The 24,908-nt window shown below is 43.6% G+C and carries 23 protein-coding genes and 2 tRNA genes; 2 read left to right on the forward strand and 23 right to left on the reverse strand.

Annotated features, from left to right (window positions below):
- Positions 1-28: 28 nt before the first annotated feature.
- The 21 genes from PR699_RS07890 to sdhC form a co-directional block, all read right to left on the reverse strand.
- Positions 29-104 (reverse strand) — tRNA-Lys (locus PR699_RS07890).
- 158 nt (positions 105-262) lie between these two features.
- Positions 263-338, reverse strand: a tRNA-Lys gene (locus PR699_RS07895).
- A 154-nt stretch (positions 339-492) separates the two neighbouring features.
- Positions 493-1,260 carry a cell division protein CpoB gene (gene cpoB / locus PR699_RS07900; RefSeq protein ID WP_004917784.1) on the reverse strand — a complete coding sequence of 256 codons (768 nt, stop codon included), beginning with the start codon at positions 1,258-1,260 and terminating at the stop codon, positions 493-495.
- Positions 1,261-1,282: 22 nt separating this feature from the next.
- On the reverse strand, positions 1,283-1,780 hold the full coding sequence (gene pal / locus PR699_RS07905; protein WP_014657760.1) for a peptidoglycan-associated lipoprotein Pal: 498 nt from the start codon (positions 1,778-1,780) through the stop codon (positions 1,283-1,285).
- A gap of 42 nt (positions 1,781-1,822) precedes the next feature.
- Positions 1,823-3,115 (reverse strand): Tol-Pal system beta propeller repeat protein TolB, encoded by a 1,293-nt coding sequence (gene tolB / locus PR699_RS07910; RefSeq protein ID WP_004917780.1) that lies wholly within the window; start codon positions 3,113-3,115, stop codon positions 1,823-1,825.
- A 139-nt stretch (positions 3,116-3,254) separates the two neighbouring features.
- On the reverse strand, positions 3,255-4,373 hold the full coding sequence (gene tolA / locus PR699_RS07915) for a cell envelope integrity protein TolA (RefSeq protein ID WP_004917777.1): 1,119 nt from the start codon (positions 4,371-4,373) through the stop codon (positions 3,255-3,257).
- Between the two features lie 36 nt (positions 4,374-4,409).
- Positions 4,410-4,832: a colicin uptake protein TolR gene (gene tolR, locus PR699_RS07920; RefSeq protein WP_004917775.1), complete on the reverse strand. Its 423-nt coding sequence runs from the start codon at positions 4,830-4,832 to the stop codon at positions 4,410-4,412.
- 17 nt (positions 4,833-4,849) lie between these two features.
- Entirely contained in the window at positions 4,850-5,533 is a 684-nt protein-coding gene (gene tolQ, locus PR699_RS07925) for a Tol-Pal system protein TolQ (RefSeq protein WP_004917773.1), read from the reverse strand.
- Complete coding sequence (gene ybgC / locus PR699_RS07930) at positions 5,530-5,934, reverse strand: tol-pal system-associated acyl-CoA thioesterase (RefSeq protein ID WP_169342104.1); 405 nt, start codon at positions 5,932-5,934, stop codon at positions 5,530-5,532. Before ybgC ends, tolQ begins: the two co-directional genes overlap by 4 nt.
- A gap of 124 nt (positions 5,935-6,058) precedes the next feature.
- The gene (ybgE, locus tag PR699_RS07935) at positions 6,059-6,346 is read right to left on the reverse strand and encodes a cyd operon protein YbgE (protein ID WP_004917770.1); all 288 of its coding nucleotides are present in this window, start codon (positions 6,344-6,346) and stop codon (positions 6,059-6,061) included.
- Positions 6,347-6,352: 6 nt separating this feature from the next.
- A complete protein-coding gene (gene cydX, locus PR699_RS07940) occupies positions 6,353-6,466 on the reverse strand; it encodes a cytochrome bd-I oxidase subunit CydX (RefSeq protein ID WP_272577834.1) in 114 nt (37 codons plus the stop codon).
- A gap of 12 nt (positions 6,467-6,478) precedes the next feature.
- Positions 6,479-7,618: a cytochrome d ubiquinol oxidase subunit II gene (cydB, locus tag PR699_RS07945; protein WP_004917768.1), complete on the reverse strand. Its 1,140-nt coding sequence runs from the start codon at positions 7,616-7,618 to the stop codon at positions 6,479-6,481.
- A gap of 14 nt (positions 7,619-7,632) precedes the next feature.
- Positions 7,633-9,201 carry a cytochrome ubiquinol oxidase subunit I gene (gene cydA / locus PR699_RS07950; protein WP_004917765.1) on the reverse strand — a complete coding sequence of 523 codons (1,569 nt, stop codon included), beginning with the start codon at positions 9,199-9,201 and terminating at the stop codon, positions 7,633-7,635.
- 925 nt (positions 9,202-10,126) lie between these two features.
- Positions 10,127-10,999, reverse strand: coding sequence for a succinate--CoA ligase subunit alpha (sucD, locus tag PR699_RS07955; RefSeq protein WP_004917763.1), 873 nt, complete (start codon positions 10,997-10,999; stop codon positions 10,127-10,129).
- Complete coding sequence (sucC, locus tag PR699_RS07960) at positions 10,999-12,165, reverse strand: ADP-forming succinate--CoA ligase subunit beta (protein WP_004917759.1); 1,167 nt, start codon at positions 12,163-12,165, stop codon at positions 10,999-11,001. Before sucC ends, sucD begins: the two co-directional genes overlap by 1 nt.
- Positions 12,166-12,299: 134 nt before the next feature.
- Positions 12,300-13,514 carry a 2-oxoglutarate dehydrogenase complex dihydrolipoyllysine-residue succinyltransferase gene (odhB, locus tag PR699_RS07965; RefSeq protein ID WP_004917758.1) on the reverse strand — a complete coding sequence of 405 codons (1,215 nt, stop codon included), beginning with the start codon at positions 13,512-13,514 and terminating at the stop codon, positions 12,300-12,302.
- Between the two features lie 14 nt (positions 13,515-13,528).
- Positions 13,529-16,336 (reverse strand): 2-oxoglutarate dehydrogenase E1 component, encoded by a 2,808-nt coding sequence (gene sucA / locus PR699_RS07970; RefSeq protein WP_004917756.1) that lies wholly within the window; start codon positions 16,334-16,336, stop codon positions 13,529-13,531.
- 302 nt (positions 16,337-16,638) lie between these two features.
- Entirely contained in the window at positions 16,639-17,355 is a 717-nt protein-coding gene (locus tag PR699_RS07975; RefSeq protein WP_004917754.1) for a succinate dehydrogenase iron-sulfur subunit, read from the reverse strand.
- Between the two features lie 35 nt (positions 17,356-17,390).
- Complete coding sequence (gene sdhA, locus PR699_RS07980) at positions 17,391-19,157, reverse strand: succinate dehydrogenase flavoprotein subunit (RefSeq protein ID WP_004917753.1); 1,767 nt, start codon at positions 19,155-19,157, stop codon at positions 17,391-17,393.
- On the reverse strand, positions 19,158-19,502 hold the full coding sequence (gene sdhD / locus PR699_RS07985) for a succinate dehydrogenase membrane anchor subunit (protein ID WP_004917752.1): 345 nt from the start codon (positions 19,500-19,502) through the stop codon (positions 19,158-19,160). It abuts the gene before it with no gap.
- Positions 19,496-19,885, reverse strand: a complete 390-nt coding sequence (gene sdhC / locus PR699_RS07990) for a succinate dehydrogenase cytochrome b556 subunit (RefSeq protein WP_004917750.1) — start codon at positions 19,883-19,885, stop codon at positions 19,496-19,498. The genes sdhD and sdhC overlap by 7 nt, the downstream gene beginning before the upstream one ends.
- A 615-nt stretch (positions 19,886-20,500) precedes the next feature.
- Between sdhC and PR699_RS07995 the strand changes: the two genes are divergently transcribed.
- On the forward strand, positions 20,501-21,787 hold the full coding sequence (locus PR699_RS07995; RefSeq protein ID WP_004917748.1) for a citrate synthase: 1,287 nt from the start codon (positions 20,501-20,503) through the stop codon (positions 21,785-21,787).
- 71 nt (positions 21,788-21,858) lie between these two features.
- On the opposite strand, the gene PR699_RS08000 is transcribed toward PR699_RS07995, so the two are convergent.
- The gene (locus PR699_RS08000; RefSeq protein ID WP_004917746.1) at positions 21,859-22,623 is read right to left on the reverse strand and encodes a helix-turn-helix domain-containing protein; all 765 of its coding nucleotides are present in this window, start codon (positions 22,621-22,623) and stop codon (positions 21,859-21,861) included.
- Between the two features lie 102 nt (positions 22,624-22,725).
- Between PR699_RS08000 and PR699_RS08005 the strand changes: the two genes are divergently transcribed.
- Positions 22,726-23,853 (forward strand): multidrug effflux MFS transporter, encoded by a 1,128-nt coding sequence (locus PR699_RS08005; RefSeq protein WP_014657759.1) that lies wholly within the window; start codon positions 22,726-22,728, stop codon positions 23,851-23,853.
- Between the two features lie 67 nt (positions 23,854-23,920).
- Here the strand turns inward: PR699_RS08005 and PR699_RS08010 are convergent, their stop codons facing one another.
- Positions 23,921-24,664 carry a type 2 GTP cyclohydrolase I gene (locus PR699_RS08010; protein ID WP_004917742.1) on the reverse strand — a complete coding sequence of 248 codons (744 nt, stop codon included), beginning with the start codon at positions 24,662-24,664 and terminating at the stop codon, positions 23,921-23,923.
- Positions 24,665-24,908 lie beyond the last annotated feature (244 nt).

Here is a 24,908-nt window from a genome sequence, read left to right on the forward strand (position 1 = left end):
AATATGACTGGATTTTGTTATCTTAAGATGGTGGGTCGTGCAGGATTCGAACCTGCGACCAATTGATTAAAAGTCAACTGCTCTACCGACTGAGCTAACGACCCATCTGATATAACTGATTTTTTTATTTTAAGATGGCGGTCGTGCAGGGTGACTCATTGTGTTTGAGGCCTAATACGAACAAGCGTTCAATGAGCTCTTGTTCTACCGACTAAATTAACTCACACATCTTAAAGCACATTAACGAAATAGAGGCTGTTAATGGTGGGTCGTGCAGGATTCGAACCTGCGACCAATTGATTAAAAGTCAACTGCTCTACCGACTGAGCTAACGACCCATTAAACTTAACAACTTATTCTTGCGTCAACGGCGGCTTATATTACTCATTTCTGACGATGGTGCAATGATTTTTTTGAAAAAAACGATTGAATGCACACTTATCATACGGTTAACCCCGAAATATTCGGTAATTACTTCTTCGGGGTTAATCCTTAAAGTGAGCTAAGCTTTTTCTCTGCAAGTTTAGCACCAGCGCTATTCGGATACTGTTTCAGCACCTGTTGATAAACCGCTTTTGCTTTATCCTTCTGCCCTTTGTCTTGCATGATCAGGCCGACTTTATACAGAGCCTCACTGCTTTTTTGGGATTTAGGATATTCTTTCACAACAGTTGCAAAGTAGAATGCCGCATCATCTTTGCTACCTTTATTATAGTTAAGTTGCCCTAACCAATAGTTAGCATTAGATTGATAGCTGGATTTGGGATAGCTTTTAATAAAGCTTTGTAATGCACCGATGGCCTCATCGATTTGCGCTTTAGATTTGCTTTTCATCGCAAGCGCAACTGCAGCATTATAATCTTCCTTTTCGCCACCACCAGAGGCTTCTGGTGCAGGTGCTGAAGTGGAGGAGTCCGCTGCTGCCGATGAATTTGATGATTCTGTAGTACCGCCACTCACCTGACCTAATTGCATATACAAATCTTTTTGGCGCTCAACAATTTGATTCAGTTTATATTGATTTTCCTGAATCTGACCACGCAATGTATCGATATCGCGTTGGTTGTCAGCAATCTGTTGCTGGATTTGATATAAGATCTGGCCTTGAGAGTTAACTGCCGTCTCAAGCTGAGTAAGACGATCACCGGATGAACCGGATCCGACATTAATGATTGGCGCTTGGGCAATAGCGGCCCAAGGGGCCGCTACGCCAACCAATAACGACAGACCTACAAATAAATGTCTGAAGTTACTGTTCATAAGAGATAATTTCGCTTATCGATTAGTATGCAATAACTGCACGACGGTTTTTAGCGTAATCAGCTTCTGTGTGACCTAACACAGCTGGTTTTTCTTTACCGTAAGAAACCAGAGAAACTTGATCACCCGCTACACCTTTGCTTTGCAGGTACATTTTAACTGCATTAGCACGACGTTCACCCAGTGCGATGTTGTACTCAGGAGTACCACGCTCATCCGCATGACCTTCAACAACAACTTTAACAGATGGGTTGTTACGTAGGAAAGCTGCATGAGCATCTAACATATCAGCGTATTCTGGAGATACGTTGTATTTATCGAAACCGAAGTAAACGATATTGTTATTTTGCAGTTCTTGCATTTGCTGACGTGCCAGCTCTTCCGCAGACAGACCGCTGTTAGTTTGGTTCATTGAAGAATCCGCGCCATTTTGGTCATTGTTTTTGTTAGAGCTACAAGCTGCGACAGCCATGATTGGTAATGCGATCATCAGCCCTTTAAGCACTTTATTCAGTTGCATCGTTTTGATCCTTAATAGTTTGCCACACATTATTATTATGCATCACAGATACGGCGACCAAGCAGGAAATTTAACCTGTCCATCGGTTGCCGGAAGACGCGCTTTGAAACGCCCGTCGGTCGAAACTAGCTGCAATATAGTCCCCAAGCCTTGAGAGGAGCTATAAATAACCATAGTGCCGTTAGGTGCGATACTCGGCGTTTCATCTAGAAACGTTTTCGTTAAATATTCAACGTTACCCGTCGCCAGATCCTGTTTGGCGATATGCTGCTGACCACCGCCGGAGCTGACCATTACAATGAAAGATCCATCCGGGCTAACATCAGCGTCCTGATTTTGTGTACCTTCCCAGGTCACACGTTCAGGGCTACCGCCATTAATATTAATCTTGTAAATTTGCGGACGACCCGCTTGGTCAGATGTATAGACCAATGTTTGACTATCTGGCATCCAGCTTGGCTCTGTATTATTACTACGACCATCAGTCACTTGACGAATTTGGCCGCTCGCTAAATCCATAATATAAAGATTTAAGCTACCTGTTTTTGACAAAGCAAAAGCCAGTTTAGTCCCATCTGGAGAAAACGCTGGAGCACCATTATGACGAGGGAATGATGCAACCTGACGAACGGCGCCAGTTGATAGCGTCTGAATCACCAGTGCTGAACTGCCACTTTCAAACGTCACATACGCCAAACGCTCACCATCAGGTGACCAAGTTGGCGACATCAAAGGTTCCGGAGAACGATGAACCGTAAATTGGTTATAGCCATCGTAATCAGAAACACGTAATTCATAAGGGTATTGACCCCCTTTATTAGTCACAACATAGGCGATACGTGTACGGAATGCACCACGAATACCGGTCAGCTTTTCAAAAACTTCATCGCTTGCGGTATGGGCGGCATAACGTAACCACTCTTTAGTGACCTTATACTGGTTTTGAGATAAGACCGTGCCTGGGCTACCAGCAACATCAACTAATTGGTAGCTAACCACATAGCTGCCATCAGCCGCGGGTTGGATTTGACCGACAACAACGGCATTAATCCCCAATGCTGTCCAAGCCTCAGGAACTACTTCAGAAGCGGTCGCAGGTTGTTGAGGCATACGACTAGGCTCAATAGGGTTAAATTTGCCACTATTGCGTAAATCAGCACCAACAATTTGCCCGATTTCTTGTGGAGGTGTACCTGAGCCAGACCATTTAAAAGGAACAACCCCTATTGGCTGAGCACTATTAACACCTTCCGTGATCTCAATACGGATTTCAGCCTGAGCAACTGTTGCCCATAACATGAGGAACCCGAGAACTACTTTAAAAGCCTGCTTCATCCTTATCTCCCTTACTGTGGTATTCACTGCCACAATAATTCGCTGAATTTTAACAAAGGTATACTAACAAAACTAGATATTGTAAGAACTATTTATGCTATAGCAGACATAAATTCAATACAGACAGCTCCGACTTATCTTATTTTGGGCTAAATACAACTGTACTTCCTTGTTTTTTAAATGCTTCATACACATCCGCCGGTGGGCGTGGTAACGTTGCAAGGTTTGCAGCTCTGATTGCTGCACTACACAGTGCTGGGTCATTAGAAGCATTATTTTTAGGGGTAATACTTACTAATAAGCCATCAGGTGCAATTTGTAACTTAAGTTCACACGTACGTCCACGGTAAGTATCTGAATCATAAAACTTACTCTGAATCGCGGCTTTTATTTTACTTGCATAATTTTCAACGTCTGCATTGGATGCCCCAGAACGTTTACCGCCACCTTGGCCTGCGGAAGCCGCTCCACCTTCACGACTTGGCCCTGTAGAGGTCAAATCACCGAGTAGATTATCAATCTCAGCGGAATTTTTTGCAGCCTCTGCTTTCTCTTTAGCTGCTTTGGCTTTTGCTTCCTTATCGGCTTTGGCCTTAGCTTCTTTAGCTGCTTTAGCTTTCGCTTCTTTCTCCGCTTTCTCTTTCGCCTCTTTTTCCGCTTTAGCTTTCGCTTCTTTCTCCGCTTTCGCCTTAGCATCAGCCGCTGCTTTCGCTTTTATCGCTTCAGCTTCTTTTTTCGCTTCAGCCTCTGCTTTTTCCTTCGCGGCAGCTTGTTCTTTAATCAAGCGTTCTTTTTCTGCTTTGGCTTTTGCCGCCGCTTCTTCCGCTATTTTTTGCTCTTCCTTCGCTTTTCTTGCCGCTTCAGCTGCTTGTTTTTGTTGCTGCTCAACTTGTTTTTGCCGCTCCTGCGCTTCTCGTTCACTTTGAATACGCTCTTGCTCAAGCTGTTGCAGACGCTTTTGTTCCTGCTCTTGCTTTTCCCTTAGCTCAGCTTCTTGTTTACGCTCTTTCTCTTTACGCTCTTTAGCTGCTTGTTTAGCGCTATTTTCTTGTTGTTGCATTTGGTTATATTGCTGAACAACCGCGCCGGGATCGACCATCACCGCATCGATGACAGTCCCCTCCTCCCCTCCGCCGCCAAGTTTGACAACGGAAACTAAGGAACCAATTATAATTAGGCCTATCAATAAAACGTGCAACGCAAGCGACGTTAGAAGAGAAAGCCTTAAATTATCTTTTTTCTCTTTTGTCTTTCCCACAATTGGTTTCCAAAAAAAGAATCATTACTCACTCAATTACATGGGTTGAGTCATTAAACCGACCGATTTGATCCCAGCTTGATGCAAAATATTCAATGCCTTAATCACTTCATCATAGGGCACTTCTTTTGCACCACCGATAAGGAAAATCGCCTTTGGATTTTTATCTAGCTGAGCTTTCGCTTCAGCCGCAATCTGTTCTGGTGGTAGTAGCTCTAAGCGCTCACCATCAATTAACATATTGTATTGACCAACTCCCGCAACCTCTAAAATAATCGGTGGATTATCGCTTGATGATACGGTCTGGCTTTCAGCGGCATCCGGCAGATCAACCTCCACGCTTTGTGAAATAATCGGTGCTGTCGCCATAAAAATTAGCAACAGTACCAACAAAACATCCAGCAATGGAACAATGTTGATTTCGGATTTTAGCTCACGTCTGCGACTATTGCGCGCCATTCGCTTATCTCCCCGTATTATTTCTTATCAGCAGAGAATGCTTGGCGATGTAAGATAGCCAGAAACTCTTCCATAAAGTTATCGTAGCTCTGTTCTAGCTTATTGACTCGCTGATTTAATCGGTTATATGCCATTACCGCTGGGATTGCTGCAAACAAACCAATTGCTGTTGCAATCAACGCTTCAGCGATACCCGGCGCTACCATTTGTAGTGTTGCTTGTTTAACCGCACCTAATGCAATAAAGGCATGCATAATTCCCCATACCGTACCAAAAAGACCAATATAAGGGCTAATAGAACCAACCGTCCCTAAAAATGGGATGTGCGCTTCTACGGATTCAAGCTCACGGTTCATCGAAATGCGCATAGCACGAGATGCCCCAGTGACAACAGCATCCGGTGCATGAATATTCGCTTGGTGTAAACGAACAAACTCTTTGAAACCTGCATGGAAAATTTGTTCTGCTCCACTTAGCGAGTCACGGCGAGCCTGACTTTCTTTGTATAAGCGAGATAACTCAATACCAGACCAAAACTTATCTTCAAACGCTTCCGCTTCTCGAGCTGCCGCATTTAAAATTTTTGTTCTCTGAATAATGATGGCCCAAGAAGCAATAGAGAAACCAATCAAAACGAACATAATGATCTGAACCAATAGGCTCGCTTTTAGGAATAAATCCACGATATTCATGTCAGTCACTGTTTAAACTCCGCGACAATAGACTTAGGAAGCGCTGTCGGCTTCATTTTTGATGTGTCCACACAAGCAATCAGGGCCGTAGCCCCGCAAAGCAGGTTACCTTGTGAATCAATTAACCTTTGTTGAAAGGTTAAAGAGGCACGCTTCATCTCAATGATTTGTGTCTCAATTTCCAATAAATCGTCCAGCCGAGCCGCTCTGACAAAGTCCGTTGTCATACTCCTGACAACAAACCCGATATTCTCAGCCAGTAAACTTTGTTGATTGATACCTTTATCCCGTAGCATCTCGGTCCTAGCCCGTTCAAAAAAAGCGAGATAACGTGCATGATAAACCACACCGCCCGCATCCGTATCTTCATAATAGACGCGAACAGGCCAACGAAATAACATAACAATCACTCCATCCTAGGTTAAATTAATTAACGGTGCCACTATACTCAAGACGGTGGCGCTTTGGAATGACCTAGGGGTAAAGTTATCAAAAAAAAATTATGGATCCGCAGACCCATAATTGACAATTAGATTAGCTGAAGACTTTAACCAAGCCCCAGATAAGGATAATGATGGCAGGTAAAGGATGGAAAAGTAGTCGCCAAATCAATTTATTAGGTCGAAATCCGACACCAAAAATCATGCCACTACAGGTTGCCCAAATAAGTAATAACCCTTGCCAGATAAGAAATGAGCTGGTTTTAGCCGCAAATTGGGTTGGATCCCACATGACACTCCCAGCAATCCCTAACGCTAATATAAGGATAAGGATCCGTACCGGACCCTTATCCAATAGCTGATAGCTTTTATCCACCAGCATTATTTATTACTCGCCATCTTTAGCAGCAGCTTTATCTTCCGCATTCTCTAAAGCTAGAGCTGCAATCACTGCAAAACTACAAGCTAACAGCGTGCCAAGAATCCAGGCAAAATACCACATATGTTATGCTCCTTAATACAGTGAATGCTTGTTGCCTTCGATGAAGTTTTTGTCCAAACGGCCAAACATTTTGTAGTAACACCACGCAGTGTAAGCCAATACAATTGGAACAAAAATAATCGCAACAACCGTCATAACTTGCAGAGTAAACAGGCTAGATGTTGCATCCCACATGGTCAAACTTGCATTTGGCATGATGTTTGATGGCATGATGAATGGGAACATTGCAACACCACAAGTTAAAATGATACAAGCGATAGTGAGAGATGAACTCACAAACGCTAACGCATTTTTGTCTGCTTTACTAAACAGCATAGTCAACAGTGGCAGTACCACACCTAGAGCAGGTAATGCCCACAGCACAGGATAGTTGTTGAAATTAGTCAACCACGCACCTGAAGCAACTTCGACAGTTTTGTTCAGTGGGTTAGATACGCTTAATGTATCGATAGTTGAAGTCACAACGTAGCCATCGATACCCATAACCAACCAAGCACCTGCACCTGCGAAAGCCAGCAGAGTTAATAATGCTGTTACATAAGTTGCTTTACGAACACGTAGGTGTAGTTCACCAGTCGTACGCATTTGTAAGTATGTTGCACCTTGAGTCACAATCATCATTAAGCTAACAACACCAGCTAACAGACCATATGGGTTCAGTAGGCCGAACAAGTTACCTGTATAAGTCAGATATTGTTGGCTATCGATTTGGAATGGAACACCTAAAAGCAGGTTACCAAACGCAACACCGATAACTAATGGTGGAACGAAACCACCGATAAATAGACCCCAGTCCCACATGTTGCGCCATTTTGGATTCTCCAACTTAGAACGGTAGTCAAAACCGACTGGGCGGAAGAACAGTGCTGCAAGCACTAAAATCATCGCGACATAGAAACCTGAGAATGCCGCAGCATACACTTGTGGCCATGCTGCAAACATCGCACCACCTGCGGTGATCAACCAAACTTGGTTACCATCCCAGTGCGGCGCAACTGAGTTAATCATGATACGGCGATCAGTATCTGTTTTACCTAGAATTGGTAATAAGAAGCCGACGCCCATGTCAAAGCCATCCGTGACAGCGAAGCCAATCAGCAGAACGCCGATTAGAATCCACCACACAAATCGAAGAACTTCATAATCAAACATAAGTGGACTCCTGTTTACTGAACGTCTTGTGCAGAGTTGTTTTTCTGTTCAAAGTGGTAGCGGCCAGTTTTCAGGCTGCTTGGCCCTTTACGAGCGAATTTGAACATCAGGAACAATTCAGCAATTAAGAACAGTGTATACAGACCACAGATCAGAGCTAGAGAGAAAATCAGATCATGGGTTGTCAAGTTTGAGTGTGCAACGGAAACAGGGAGAACCTCACCGATAGCCCACGGCTGACGACCATATTCTGCAACGAACCAGCCTGATTCAATCGCAATCCACGGTAATGGAATACCGAACAATGCGGTACGTAGTAACCATTTGTTTTGACCAATACGGTTGCGTACCACTGACAGGAAGGATAGACCGATGATAATCAGCAGCAGGAAGCCTACGCCAACCATGATACGGAATGCCCAGAACAATGGACCTACATTCGGGATACTATCTTTAACCGCTTTTTGGATCTGTGCTTCTGTTGCATCAACAATATTTGGTGCGTATTGTTTCAGCAGAAGACCATAACCTAAATCTTTCTTGTTCGCTTCGAAAGATTTACGCAACTCAGGGTCTTTATTACCCGCAAGAAGTTGTTGTAACTCACCGTATGCAATCATACCGTTACGAATACGAACTTCGTGTTGCTTCATCAGATCTTTCAGACCTAGAACTGGTGTATCCAGTGAACGCGTTGTGATAAGACCCATCACCCATGGAATTTCAATTGCAAATTTGTTTTCCATTTTTTCGGTGTCAGGCCAAGCGATCAGGTTAAACGCTGCAGGTGGAGCATGCGTTTCCCACTCAGCTTCTACCGCGGCTAACTTGGTCTTCTGCACGTCACCCATTTCGTAGCCTGATTCATCACCAAGAACGATAACAGATAGTACAGCGGCAATACCGAAGCTTGCAGCGATTGCAAATGAACGTTTAGCAAACGCAAGGTCACGGCCCTTAAGCATATAGTAAGAGCTGATACCCAGAACAAACATCGCACCAGTACAATAACCAGCAGCAACTGTGTGAACGAATTTAACTTGTGCAACAGGGTTCAGGACCAGCTCAGAGAAGCTGACCATTTCCATACGCATTGTTTCGAAGTTAAAGTCTGCAGCGATAGGGTTTTGCATCCAACCGTTCGCAACGAGGATCCACAGCGCAGAGAAGTTAGAACCTAAAGCAACTAACCAAGTCACCGCAAGGTGTTGAGTTTTGCTTAAGCGATCCCAACCAAAGAAGAACAAACCAACAAACGTTGATTCAAGGAAGAATGCCATCAAACCTTCGATTGCCAGTGGTGCACCGAAGATATCTCCAACATAGTGGGCATAGTAAGACCAGTTAGTCCCGAATTGGAACTCCATAGTCAAACCAGTGGCAACACCTAGAGCAAAGTTAATACCAAATAACTTGCCCCAGAATTTAGTCATATCTTTATAAATTTGCTTACCAGACAGCACATATACCGTTTCCATGATCGCAAGCAAAAACGCCATACCAAGCGTTAGTGGTACGAACAGGAAGTGATACATCGCAGTTAAGGCAAACTGTAATCTTGACAGTTCGACAATATCAAACATCTTGACTCCTTGCTCCTAGCAGGAAGACACCGACTTGCGGCAACCCAGCTTCCAATACAATTAAAGAAAGCCTCTTAACTACCAGCAAAAAATGCCTCAAAACAACAAATAATTAACAAAATCAAAAACTCTAACGACACTATAATAATAGTACGCTTATCTTCACATACAATAAACTTCTTTTGCGTGATTCAGATTTGAATTCTGAATATATATCAATAATTATACCCTATAATAGAAAAATGAGTATTTGATCGCACACCAATTTAAGCAAATTATAAAAATAATGCTAGTACTAATGAATTGATTTACGTCAACTTTTTTGATTGTTGTTAAGCGATTATCCTTATCATCAATTAATGGTTATTTAAATGTTAATTGTCTGTTATTGATAATAGTACAAATATTCTTAATTTTCTAAAAGAGAGCCTAAAAAATTAACTTTTTATTTAAAACTTCATAAAAAGATAATTTAATTTATAATATTAGCCTATTTGGTTTTTATTATGAATTTTATTAATTACTAAATAATCTCTGCTTATTTGACTATTTTAGATTTATTAATTAAGACTAAGCATCCGTTATTAAAAATGGCACTTTAGTAGTATATTTAATCATATTGAGTGAAAAACACCCAATTTAAGACTAAAGTACAACATTTAAGCAGTATAAATAACCGTCAAACGGCGATAATTGGAACCCGTTAAAGGGTAGTTGCATAGTACAATTAAATCTAAAAAAACTAGGCCGCTAAAAAGAGTACGACACTCCATCTCACGTATCCACACTGCGATAATCCGCTAATTTATCGATAACAGCACCTGTGTTATCCCTCTGTATTTAGTGCTCCACGCACAACAAAAAAGGCCCGTATTCTTTTGGAATACGAGCCTCACTGTTTTAAATGTTTATGCTAAGCGAGAGCTTATTTTGCCAACATTGATTTCACAGCATCGCCAATGTCTGCCAAGCTACGTACTGTTTTCACGCCCGCAGCTTCTAATGCAGCAAATTTCTCGTCAGCTGTACCTTTACCGCCAGCGATAATCGCACCAGCGTGGCCCATACGCTTACCTTTAGGCGCTGTTACACCTGCAATGTAACCAACAACTGGCTTAGTTACGTGCTCTTTGATGTAAGCAGCCGCTTCTTCTTCTGCGTTACCACCGATTTCACCGATCATGACGATTGCTTCGGTTTGTGGGTCTTCTTGGAACATCTTCAGGATGTCAATGAAGTTTGAACCTGGGATTGGGTCACCACCGATACCAACACAAGTTGATTGGCCAAGACCTGCATCTGTCGTTTGTTTTACCGCTTCATAAGTCAGCGTACCTGAACGTGAAACGATACCGACTTTACCTGGCATATGGATATGACCTGGTTGGATACCAATTTTACATTCACCCGGCGTGATAACACCTGGGCAGTTTGGACCGATCATGCGTACGCCAGCTTCATCTAATTTCACTTTCACAGTCAGCATATCCAGCGTTGGGATACCTTCAGTAATAGTGATAATCAGTTTAATGCCTGCATCAATTGCTTCTAAGATAGAATCTTTACAAAATGGTGCTGGAACATAGATAACAGAAGCGGTTGCGCCTGTCGCTTCTACAGCTTCACGAACAGTATTAAATACAGGTAGGCCTAAGTGAGTTGTGCCACCTTTACCCGGAGTCACACCACCAACCATTTTAGTACCGTAAGCAATCGCTTGTTCGGAGTGGAAAGTACCTTGACCGCCAGTGAAACCTTGGCAAATTACTTTGGTGTTTTTATCGATTAAAATAGACATTATTTGGCCTCCGCCGCTGCTACTGCTTTCTTAGCTGCATCCGTCAGGCTGTTTGCTGCGATAATATTCAGACCGCTATCAGCCAGTTTCTTCGCACCTAACTCTGCATTGTTACCTTCTAAACGAACCACTACTGGTACATTCACGCCAACTTCTTCTACTGCACCAATGATGCCGTCTGCAATCAGGTCACAGCGAACGATACCACCAAAAATGTTAACGAAAACAGCTTTAACGCTCTTATCTGAAAGGATAATTTTAAATGCTTCAGTTACGCGTTCTTTAGTTGCGCCACCACCAACGTCTAAGAAGTTAGCTGGTGCACCGCCGTGCAGTTTAACGATATCCATGGTTCCCATTGCAAGACCTGCACCGTTAACCATACAACCGATGTTGCCATCAAGTGCAACATAGTTCAGTTCCCACTGTGCAGCTTGTGCTTCGCGCGCATCTTCTTGAGATGGGTCATGCATTTCACGCATTTCTGCTTGGCGATATAGTGCGTTGCTATCAACACCTAATTTACCATCCAAACAAACTAGGTCGCCTTCAGTATTGATAACTAATGGGTTGACTTCGATTAGAGCAAGGTCACGCTCTAAGAACATAGTCGCTAGGCCCATGAAGATCTTAGCGAATTGGCTAACTTGTTTACCCGTTAAGCCTAATTTAAATGCTAATTCACGGCCTTGGAAAGGCATAGGACCTGTTAATGGGTCGATAACTGCTTTGTGGATCAGTTCTGGCGTTTCTTCAGCAACTTTCTCAATCTCAACACCACCTTCGGTAGAAGCCATAAACACAACACGACGTGTGCCACGGTCAACTACTGCACCCAAATACAGCTCTTTAGCAATATCTGTCGCATGTTCAACAAGGATTTGGTTAACAGGCTGACCATTTGCATCTGTTTGGTAAGTAACAAGGTTTTTACCTAACCATTTTTCAGCAAATTCTTTGATATCGTTGATATTGCTTGTGACTTTAACGCCGCCAGCTTTACCACGTCCACCTGCGTGAACTTGGCATTTAACAACCCATGGGCCGTTTCCGATTTTTTTAGCCGCTTCTACAGCTTCATCTGCTGATGAGCAGGCATAACCCGTTGGTGCTGGCAAACCGTAGCGTGTAAAAAGCTGTTTTGCCTGATACTCGTGTAAATTCATGATGTTCTATCCATAATTGAGTCTGAAGAGGCGTTTATTCGCCTCCTGCAATTGTTACTGATTTAGCAACCGGCGGGAGCCGGTTGCATCGGTTACTTCAGACCGGACAGGTATGCCCCTGCCCTGTTATGTTGCTATACGTCCAGCAGTAAACGAGTTGGATCTTCCAGCATATCTTTGATAGCCACTAAGAAGCCAACTGACTCTTTACCATCAATTAGGCGGTGGTCATAAGATAATGCAAGGTACATCATTGGAAGAATTTCGACCTTACCATTAACCGCCATAGGGCGATCTTTAATAGCATGCATGCCTAAGATTGCACTTTGTGGTGGGTTAATGATAGGTGTGGACATGAGAGAACCAAATACGCCGCCATTAGTGATAGTGAAGTTACCACCAGTTAAGTCTTCAACCGTTAATTTACCGTCGCGACCTTTAACAGCCAGTTCTTTAATTGTCTTCTCGATATCAGCCATGCTCATCGCATCAACGTCACGCAATACTGGTGTTACCAGACCACGAGGTGTCGATACCGCAATACTGATGTCGAAATAGTTGTGGTAAACCACATCTGTACCGTCAATAGAAGCATTCACTTCTGGATAACGTTTCAGTGCTTCGACCGCTGCTTTAATGTAGAAAGACATAAAGCCTAAACGCACACCGTGACGTTTTTCGAACGCTTCACCATATTGCTTACGCAGATCTTTGATTGGCTGCATGTTAACTTCGTTAAAGGTTGTTAACATCGCAGTGCTGTTTTTCGCTTCCAACAGACGCTCAGCAATACGTTTACGCAGACGTGTCATTGGTACACGTTTTTCGCTACGATGTGCCAGTGGCGCTTGTGGAGCAGCAGGTGCTTGTGCTTTAGCAGCAGGCGCTGATTTGTTCGCTGCTAAATGTTTTTCAACATCTTCGCGAGTCAGACGACCACCAACACCCGTGCCTTTAATATCTGCTGGGTTAAGATCATGCTCTGCAACTAAGCGACGGATCGCTGGAGACAGTGCATCATTGCTCTCTTCTTCCAAGCTCGCCGTTTGACGTTGTGCAGGTGCAGCTTCTTGAGCAGGTTTCACATCCGCTGGCATGCCAGTGCTATCACCCAAACGAATACGGCCTAACAGTTGTTTAGATAACACTGTTGCACCTTCGTCTTCAACGATAGCTTCTAGTACACCCGCTTCACTTGCAGGAACTTCTAGTACAACTTTATCCGTTTCGATTTCAACCAGCACTTCGTCACGTTCAACGCTATCACCTGGTTTTTTATGCCATGTGGCAACCGTAGCATCAGCAACGGATTCAGGAAGATCTGGAACAAGAATTTCTACACTACTCATTTTCTATCCTTTAATTATTCAATGTTCAACGCGTCATTAACCAGAGCTTGTTGCTGCTCTTGGTGAACGGACGTATAACCAACTGCTGGAGATGAAGAAGCAGCACGACCTGCATAACGTAAAGTCGCCCCTGCTGGGATAGCTTCACGGAAGTTGTGTTGGCTGCAATACCAAGCGCCTTGGTTCAATGGCTCTTCTTGACACCATACGAAATCCTTAACATGCGCATATTGCGCCAGCGCTTGCTGAATATCTTCGTGTGGGAACGGATATAGCTGCTCAATACGCACGATAGCAACATCTGTTTGTTCATTCTTACGACGCTGTTCTAACAGATCGTAATAAACTTTACCTGAACACAGAATGACGCGTTTCACGTTTTTCGGATTGATTTCATCTATTTCACCGATTACTGGCAGGAATTTACCATTCGCCAGCTCTTCCATGCTTGATACCGCTAATGGATGACGCAGCAGTGATTTAGGTGACATCACAATCAGAGGACGACGCATATCGCGTAGTGCCTGACGGCGTAACATGTGATAAACCTGAGCAGGCGTTGACGGCACACACACTTGCATGTTTTGGTCTGCGCACAGTTGCAGATAACGCTCTAAACGTGCAGAGGAGTGCTCTGGGCCTTGGCCTTCATAACCGTGTGGTAAAAGCATTACCAAGCCACACATACGACCCCATTTTTGCTCACCTGAGCTAATAAATTGGTCGATAACCACTTGCGCACAGTTTGCAAAGTCACCAAATTGAGCTTCCCAAATCGTCAGAGCGCGTGGTTCTGTCGTCGCGTAGCCATATTCGAATGCCAACACCGCGTTTTCTGTCAGAACTGAGTCCCAAACATTAAACACGCCTTGCCCGTTATGGATATTTTGCAGCGGTACATATACTGAACCGTTCGTTTGATTATGAACAACAGCATGACGGTGGAAGAACGTACCACGGCCAGCATCTTCACCAGATAGACGAACAGGAATACCTTCATCAACCAAGGTTGCATATGCCAATGTTTCTGCTGCACCCCAATCAAGAGGTTTTTCGCCTTTTGCCATTTCAGCACGGTCAGAGTAAATTTTCTCAACACGAGACTGAGTGACAACTTCAGCAGGGATAGTACTGGTTTTAACCGCAAGCTCTTGCAAGCGTTTTAAATCAAATGTGGATTTGTATTCTTCATTCCATTCATGGTTCAGGTACGGTTCCCATGTATAAGAATGTAGCCCCATTTCACGCCACTCTTCAACGACACAGTCGCCTCTATCTAGCGCGTCACGGTACAAATTAACCATCTCAGTGACTTCATCAGCAGTCACAACACCACTTTCAATTAGACGGTCAGCATAGATTTTACGTGGGGTCGGATGTTTTTTGATTTTTTGATACATAATTGGCTGAGTTGCATTTGGCTCATCAGCTTCGTTATGACCATGACGACGATAACAAACGAGGTCAATCATCACATCACGTTTAAAGGTATTACGGAAATCTAGTGCTAAGCGAGTGACAAATGCTACCGCTTCTGGATCATCAGCGTTCACGTGGAAGATAGGTGCTTGGACCATCTTCGCGATGTCAGTACAATACTCTGTTGAACGAGTATCTTTCGGGTTAGACGTTGTGAAACCGATTTGGTTGTTAATGACGATACGTACAGTACCACCAACTTCATAACCACGCGCTTGAGACATGTTCAGTGTTTCTTGAACAACGCCTTGGCCTGCTACCGCAGAGTCACCATGGATGGTGATTGGTAGCACCATATTGCTACGGCCTTCATCAAGACGGTCACGACGAGCACGGACAGAGCCAATAACAACTGGGCTAACTATCTCAAGGTGAGATGGGTTAAATGCCAATGCTAAGTGAACACGTGAGCCTTCGGTTTGGAAATCAGAAGAGAAGCCTTGGTGATATTTAACGTCACCAGCACTTGAGTGGTCTTTGTGTTTACCTGCGAACTCATCGAATAGTTCAGCCGGTTTTTTACCTAAAATGTTGATAAGAACGTTAAGGCGACCACGGTGAGCCATACCTAGTACAACTTCACGCGTATCTTGTTTACCCGCATGGTGAATCAAATCTTTCAGCATTGGGATCAGTGAATCACCACCTTCCAATGAGAAACGTTTTGCACCTGGGAATTTAGCGCCTAAATAACGCTCTAGTCCTTCTGCTGCTGTTAATTCAGCTAAGAAGCGACGTTTTTCTTCTTTCGTAAATTGCTCAGCGACATTCACAGACTCGAGGCGTTGCTGGATCCAGCGTTTTTCCTCAGTATTTGTGATATGCATGTATTCAGCACCAATAGAACCGCAATAAATACGTTTCAGTGCATCATACAGGTCGCTAAGTTTCATGGTCTCTTTGCCAATCGCAAAAGAACCCACATTGAATGTTTCGTCGAAATCTTCTTTCGTTAGATTATGGAATGCTGGATCTAAATCGGGAACAGATTCACGTTTCCATAAACCTAATGGGTCAAGATTTGCATTTTGATGCCCGCGGAAGCGGAATGCGTTAATCAACTGCAAAACTTTTACTTGTTTTGCGTCGATTGCAGGATCGCTAACAGAGGTATGATAACGAGTCGAGTCTTTTGCTAAGCGACGGAAATATTCGCGTGCTTGTGAGTGGAATTGCTCAGCGTTGGTGCCTGCTCCAGGCAGTTGCTGGAAGATTTCTCTCCAGCCAGCATCAACAGAATTGGGGTCAGTTAGATAATCTTCATAGAGTTGTTCTATGTAAGTCTGGTTCGCGCCTGCCAGAAAGCTCGAATCCAGCCAGTCCTTCATTACGCCGTTCTGCATTGTGATCCCTTAAGCTTTTACAGCTTTAGTTTTCGCCGTGGTTAACTAATTGCCGCGTTTAAGCGGCCTCGATAAAGGTTCTTCTGGACGTGCTTTATGCATGTTCTCACTTTGGGTTTCCCTTTATCACTCCGGGCTCCCCTTTTAAGGAACCTTTAAAAACTGACTGCAGTTTTTAAAGGTTCCTCGAGTTTGCTCGCGTCTTCATCATTTGCAGTTTGGCTTATTACTTTCACTTTTTTGCTTTTACTTTTTACTATTTAATAACCTACGGTACTTTCGTACCGCAGGTTAAATCGGTTTTATGCACTATGTTTTAGTAACATAGATTTAATATGCCCGATAGCTTTCGTTGGATTTAGTCCTTTAGGACATACATTGACACAATTCATGATGCTATGACAGCGGAAAACACTAAAAGCGTCGTTCAGATCATCTAATCGAGCATCTGTTTCAGTATCTCTACTATCAATTAGGAACCTGTATGCAGCTAAAAGACCTGCTGGACCAATAAATTTGTCCGGGTTCCACCAGAACGATGGGCAAGAAGTTGAGCAACATGCACACAAAATACACTCATATAATCCATCGAGTTTTTCACGCTGTGCCGGTGACTGTAAATTCTCACGCGCCGGTGGGTTCTTATTATCATTAATAAGATACGGACGAATTTTTTCGTATTGAGTATAGAACTGGCTCATGTCGATAATCAGGTCACGAATAACAGGCAGACCTGGTAATGGACGGATCACAATTTTCTTTCCGCTACGAGTCAACGCAGACAGGGGTGTGATACAAGCCAGACCATTTTTACCATTCATGTTAACGCCGTCAGAGCCACATACACCTTCACGGCAAGAACGACGGAATGACAATGTTGGATCTTTCTCTTTCAGTTGGATCAACGCATCCAGCAACATCATGTCACGCCCTTCAGGCACTTCGAGCGTGTAATCTTGCATACGTGGCGCGTTATCTACGTCCGGATTATAGCGATAAATCGAAAATTCAAGTTTCATAGTTCATTTCTCCGCAACTGGATTAACACCACGCATTAATAAGTACGTACTTTCGGCGGGAAGGGTTCACGCAACTTAGGTTGCATGTTCACTTCACGACGCGTCATCGTTTCAGATTGCGGTAAATACAATGAGTGACACAGCCAATTAACGTCATCACGATCTGGATAGTCGAAACGGCTATGCGCTCCGCGACTTTCAGTACGGAAGTTTGCAGCTTGTGCTGTTGCATAAGCTGTTTCCATCAAGTTATCCAGCTCTAAACATTCAATACGTTGAGTGTTGAACTCGGTCGATGTGTCATCAAGACGTGCATTTTTCAAACGCTCGCGGATAACTTTCAGCTCTTCTAAACCTTTCGCCATTGCATCACCTTCACGGAATACCGAGAAGTTATGTTGCATGCAGGTTTGCAGCGCTTTACGGATTTCAACAGGATCTTCACCCGTACGTGCATTTTCCCAGCGGTTAAAGCGAGCCATTGCAGCATCAATGTCAGATTCAGATGCTTCACGCATTGAACCTTGCTCCATCAGTGACTCTTTCAGGTGTAGACCCGCAGAACGACCAAATACCACTAAGTCGAGCAATGAGTTACCACCAAGGCGGTTAGCACCGTGTACAGATACACACGCAATTTCACCCACAGCGAACAGACCTGGAATGACTTCATCCTCGCCTTTTTCGTTATAACGAATCGCTTGACCTGTAACCTTAGTTGGGATACCTCCCATCATATAGTGACACGTTGGGATAACTGGGATTGGCTCTTTGATTGGGTCAACGTGAGCAAAGGTACGAGATAACTCAAGAATACCCGGTAGGCGTGATTCCAGAACTTCTTTACCCAAGTGATCCAATTTCAATTTCGCGTGAGGTCCCCAAGGGCCATCACAGCCACGGCCTTCACGGATTTCAATCATAATTGAACGAGCAACAACGTCACGACCAGCAAGGTCTTTCGCGTTAGGCGCATAACGCTCCATGAAACGCTCGCCGTCTTTATTCAATAGGTATCCACCTTCACCACGGCAGCCTTCTGTTACCAGAACCCCTGCACCTGCGATACCTGTTGGGTGGAATTGCCACATTTCCATATCTTGTAGTGGCACACCCGCACGGGCAGCCATACCAACACCGTCACCCGTATTGATGTGAGCGTTTGTTGTGGATTGATAGATGCGGCCTGCACCACCTGTTGCAAGGATCGTTGCTTTAGCTTTGAAGTAAACTAGCTCGCCAGTTTCCATACAAATTGCCGTACAACCAACGATATCGCCATCTTGGTTTTTAACTAAATCAAGGGCATACCACTCAGAAAAAATAGTGGTGTGGTTTTTCAGGTTTTGTTGATACAACGTATGCAACAGAGCATGACCAGTACGGTCAGCAGCAGCAGCGGTACGAGCCGCTTGCTCACCACCGAAGTTTTTAGACTGACCACCGAATGGACGCTGATAAATACGACCGTCGTCCAAACGAGAGAATGGTAAGCCCATATGTTCTAATTCAAGAATCGCTTCTGGACCCGTTTTACACATGTATTCGATGGCATCTTGGTCACCGATATAGTCAGACCCTTTTACGGTGTCATACATGTGCCACTCCCAGTTATCTGGGTGAGTGTTACCTAGTGCAACAGTGATACCACCTTGCGCTGATACCGTATGAGAACGGGTTGGAAAAACTTTTGACAACAAGGCGCAAGATAAGCCAAGTTGCGAAATTTGCAATGCAGCGCGCATACCTGCGCCACCTGCACCGATAACGATAGCGTCAAATTCTCTTATTGGCAGATTCATTTATGCACCCCACACCACAATTGTTCCGTAAATTAAGTAAGCCAGCAGCGCAACAACAATAACAAGCTGCAACACTAAACGTAGTGCCAATGGCTTAACATAGTCAGTGAGCACCTGCCATAAACCAATCCAGGCATGCACTAAAATCGAGAACAATGTGAGGATAGTAAATACTTTCGTCACAGAAGATGCGAAGAAACCACGCCATGTTTCATAAGTGATATCGTTGATGGCAATAAAGCCAACAAGATACAGTACGTAGAGTACGATAACGATCGCTGAACCACGGATTAACAGCCAGTCCTGAATACCAGTGCGGCCTAAAGCTGAAGCATTACTTACCATACTAATATCCCCGCCAGAATTGCCAGAACGACAGTAATAACAAACGTGATTTTTGCAGATGAGTTACCTGCGGCTAGTGTTTCATCAACCCAGCCGAAGTCCATCAGCATATGACGAATACCACCACAAATGTGGTAAGCCAATGCTGTTAGAATTCCCCAAAGAATGAACTTAGCAAAAAAGCCGGTCATTATTTCGGATACGTATTGAAAGCCTTCTGGAGAGGAGAGAGATGTCCCTAACAACCAAAGCAGAATACCAACTGCGATGAAAGTAATGACGCCAGAGACACGGTGCAAGATCGAAGAGATTGCAGTGATCGGGAAGTGGATCGTCTGCAGATCAAGATTGACAGGTCTTTGTTTTTTCACAATTTTGCCCACACAGCTCTTTATTATTTTCCTTCCTCCGGACCTGGGGCGGAAATGGACAGCGACAGGGGTACAAAATGCAACTTAAGCTAAACGTTAGTCCATCATGTTCAAGTAGAGTTGCATACTGATTACGCTGGAACTCCTACATCAGGGTAATCCGGAGACCTGCTGCCAGTATAAAGTCTTCACATTGCTATTACAATTCCCACACAAAATGTTTGGTGACATTTAGCCCGAACAGTGAGAGGGATCACGATTTAAACATTTTATATAAATGTGCTTATCTTATTTGACAATGATTCAACATTTATCTTACATATATGGCTGGTAGAATTATCTGAACGTCGCCAATATCTCAATCGGCGTGAAAGAAAACTGAAAAGTTATGAAACTAGTTTCCCTTACTAAAAATAATGATATTGTAGGGAAAACAACAAAAAGAACATAACATCTACACACTCGTAAACAACCTAAAAGACATTGTCATCGGTAGTCAGATTTCAGGATTTAATGTGATAGCTAGCTGATTTCCACAACACACCGGTAGAACAATGTGTAAAGACGCAGTATAACGCTGAGTTCTGGTTGTTGGGTGTTGATTATCAAGCGCTAAGGAGACCGTAAATGGCTGATAACAAAGCTAAGCTAACGACTGAGAGTGCAAGTACAATTGAACTAGACATTCTAACCCCAACTCTCGGTCAAGACGTTATCGATGTCCGAACTTTAGGTTCAAAAGGGTATTTCACCTACGACCCTGGATTTACCTCTACTGCTTCATGTGAATCAAAAATCACTTACATTGATGGTGATAAAGGCATTCTGCTGCACCGCGGTTTTCCAATTGACCAATTGGCAACCGAAGCCTCTTACTTAGAGGTTTGCTACATCCTGTTATACGGCGAAGCGCCAACGCAAGAACAATACAATACCTTTAAGAATACGGTAACTCGCCATACCATGATCCATGAGCAAATTACCCGTATGCTTACAGGCTTCCGCCGCGACTCACACCCTATGGCAGTATTGTGTGGTGTGACAGGTGCGCTAGCAGCCTTCTATCACGATGCGCTGGATGTTAACAACCCTCGCCACCGTGAAATCACTGCATATCGTCTGCTATCTAAGATGCCAACGGTTGCGGCGATGTGCTACAAGTACTCCATCGGTCAACCTTTCGTCTACCCTCGTAATGACCTGTCTTATGCAGGTAATTTCTTGTACATGATGTTCTCTACACCATGTGAAGAGTATGTGGTTAACCCAGTGCTTGAGCGCGCAATGGATCGTATTTTAATCCTACACGCCGACCACGAACAAAACGCTTCAACGTCAACCGTACGTACTGCTGGCTCTTCCGGTGCAAACCCATTTGCATGTATTGCTGCGGGTATCGCTTCGCTATGGGGACCTGCTCATGGTGGTGCTAACGAAGCTTGTCTACGTATGTTGGAAGAGATCCAAACTGTTGAACACATTCCAGCATTTATTGAGCGTGCGAAAGATAAAAATGACTCTTTCCGTCTGATGGGCTTTGGTCACCGTGTTTATAAAAACCATGACCCACGCGCGACTGTTATGCGTGAAACCTGCCATGAAGTTCTAAATGAGCTTGGCCTGAACGATAGCCTACTCGAAGTGGCGATGGAACTGGAGCGTATTGCACTAAACGACCCATACTTCATTGAGAAAAAACTGTATCCTAACGTTGACTTCTATTCAGGTATCATCCTGAAAGCAATGGGTATTCCATCATCTATGTTCACCGTGATCTTTGCTATTGCACGGACTATCGGCTGGATTGCACACTGGAACGAAATGCATGATGATGGTCTGAAAATCGCACGTCCTCGCCAGCTATATACTGGCTACGGGAAACGTGAGTTTAACTCTAACCTATCAAAAAAATAATATTCTCACTAAAACGATTCGATTCCCTACATACCAAAGCCCCGAAAATCGGGGCTTTTCTATCGCATGATTTAGCTAGTTGATTGGTATTCTTTTGGTGTAACACCACTCATTTTTTTAAAAAAACTAATAAATGCGCTATCACTCGTTAGCCCTAATTCTTGAGTGATAAAATGGTAGGGCTTCCCTTGAGCAAGAAGCTCTACAGCCTTTATAAAACGCCACTGTTGGCGCCAAACCTGATAACTCATGCCTGTTTCACGCAAAAAAATACGTGTAATCGTTTTTTCACTTGCTCCAACAGTTTGGGCCAGCGCGACTAATGGTGGAGGAAGCTGCTCCATATTGACATGTTTCAGTCTGCGATCTTGCGGTATAGCGATAAACATCGGCTCTTTACTCGCATTTTGCAATTCATCGATAAACACAGGTAATAAATTGGCTAACCGCCCTGTTTGCCACTGGCTATCAAAAGGTGCAATAGCAATACGTTCAAGAAGCTCTCTCAATAGCGGTGTTACCGTTAACACCATGACTTCACTACCAATTTGCTGAGCAAACTGTTGGCTTAGATAAACGGAGCGATAGCCAACAGACGCCCGCATTTGCGCACGATGAACAACCTGTGCGGGGATCCAAGCCACTCTACCAGGAGGGAGTAATGATAAGCGGTTTTCCAATGAAATACGGATACAACCTTGCTGCGTAAACAGTAATTGCCCCATATCGTGAGCATGAAAACCTGAGTCGTGTTGCCCCATCTCCGCTGCAATCCCTAATATCGGAGCTTGATACCAATGTGTCTCAAACTTATCTTGCTGATTAAGCCATGCCATAACATGTCCTATTTTTGATGTTTATTGTCTTTATTATTGTAATAAGACAGTAAAAATACAACTAAACTGCTCGCCATCAGTGACAGATATAGGATTATTAATATGAAACGCCCTCTTTCATTATGGCTGGCTGTTGCCTTAATGATGTTTCCACAAATCGTTGAAACCATATACAGCCCAGCATTAACGGGGATTGCTATCGCTTTCCATGTTAATGCAGAACAAGCTTCACAGACGCTTTCACTCTATTTCTTTGCATTTGCATTCGGCGTCGTATTTTGGGGAAGAATGTGTGACACACTAGGCCGCCGTCCAACAATACTTGCAGGGCTTTTATTGTATGGAGTTGCCTCGATTGGAGCCTTATTTGTAACGCATTTTTATTTATTATTGCTTATGCGCATGTTATCCGCTTTTGGTGCAGCTGTAGGCTCTATTGGCACCCAAACAGCCATGCGTGATTGTTATCAAGGCCATGAATTATCTAAAGTATTCTCTATTATGGGGATCGCTCTAGCCATTAGCCCAGCAATGGGTATGTTAGCAGGTTCATTATTAGTCAGTAGTGGCGGTTATCAAGCCGTTTTTATTGGCTTAGCGGTTTTAGCTATTGGGTTATTGTTGTGGTCTTGTTATCGACTTCCAGAAACTCGACCAGCAAATGTGATACACAGCCCATTTTTAACCACTTTATTCACCATGATTAGGGATAAAGAAATTGTCAGAAATGTGATATTGATAGCATTTTTCAACATTAATTTATTCAGTTATTACCAACTGGCGCCCTTTCATTTTGAACAATTAGGGCTATCTCAACAACAATTTGGCCTAACTGGGATCTTATTAGCGTTAGGTGTAGGAATTGGTTCGACGTTAAATCGCCATTTATTGGGTAAAAATTGGTCACCAGAAAAATTAGTTAAGCTATCAAGCTTTGTTTCACTAATAAGTGGTTGCCTAGTTTTTATCCTAATGCATTCAGTGTGGTTTATCGCGCCTGTAATAGGGGTCGTCATTGGCTATGGTATTGCAATCCCTAATATTCTAGCTCATGCACTTAGCCGCTATTCCGACAATAAAGGCACTGCGGGTGCCATTTTAGGGCTATTTTATTATATAGGGCTTGCGGTAGGTTTGATGGTGGCAGGCTGGAGCCAACATTTAGGTGGGGTTTTGGTAATAGGCAGCATTATTCTCAGCCTATCATCCCTTCGCTATCGCACACAGTAAATTCAACTCACTGTCTATGTGCAGCGCCAATATTGATTGGGCTGCACATGTTTATTTTAAATAACGCTTAAGCAGGATTATCAATATCAATGAATACCGCATCTAGCCCGTGGTTATCTACCAGCCACTGAGTAAGTGCTTTGATCCCATAACGCTCAGTCGCATGATGCCCCGCAGAGTAAAAATGGATCCCCATTTCTCTTGCAATGTGGATCGTCTGCTCAGATACTTCCCCTGTTACAAAAGCATCTACACCAAATTCCGCGGCTTGCAAAATAAAGCCTTGTCCACCCCCTGTGCACCATGCAATTTGGCGAATTTCTTGTTTCCCCGTATCACCACAATGGAGTGCTTTACGCCCAAGGTGCGTTTCCAGTCGTTCAGTTAATTCAGCAGGCGTAATCGGCTGATCAAAGTAACCAAATGGCATTAATGGCTCAATATGACCATCAATTTTAACCCCCATGATATGCGCCAACTGGGTATTATTTCCTAAGTGAGGATGTGCGTCTAAAGGCAAATGATAGCCATATAAGTTAATATCGTTTTCGAGGAGCGTTTTTAGACGCTTTCTTTTCATCCCTTTGATCACAACGGGTTCATTTTTCCAAAAGTAACCATGATGAACAATGACAGCATCCGCATTCATTTCAACGGCTTTATCAAGTAATGCTTGGCAGGCAGTGACTCCCGTTACAATCTTTTGTACATGTGAACGCCCTTCGACTTGTAAACCGTTCGGCGCATAGTCTTGGAATTCGCTGACTTTCAGCTCATTATTAATAAGTTCTTCCAACGCTAAGTTACGCATAATATTGTCCTTTTACTGCATCGGTTTTGCCTGTTCTAGCAAAAATGGTTGGTTTTGTGACAAGCTATCTAGAGTGTCTAGCTTTTGACATCCTCCCCGCCCTAAAGGGTAAGATCCCTACTATATTCATAATGGTCGTGAGGATCAGCCATGAAGCCATTTTTGTATACAGGATATCGTTTTTCCTGCCTCATGGTTTTCATTTTGGAGCGCTAAGGAGGCGTGGTTGAAAAAAGCAACAAGC

The organism is Providencia sp. PROV268 (genome assembly GCF_028477805.1).
Taxonomy (GTDB): Bacteria; Pseudomonadota; Gammaproteobacteria; order Enterobacterales; family Enterobacteriaceae; genus Providencia; species Providencia stuartii.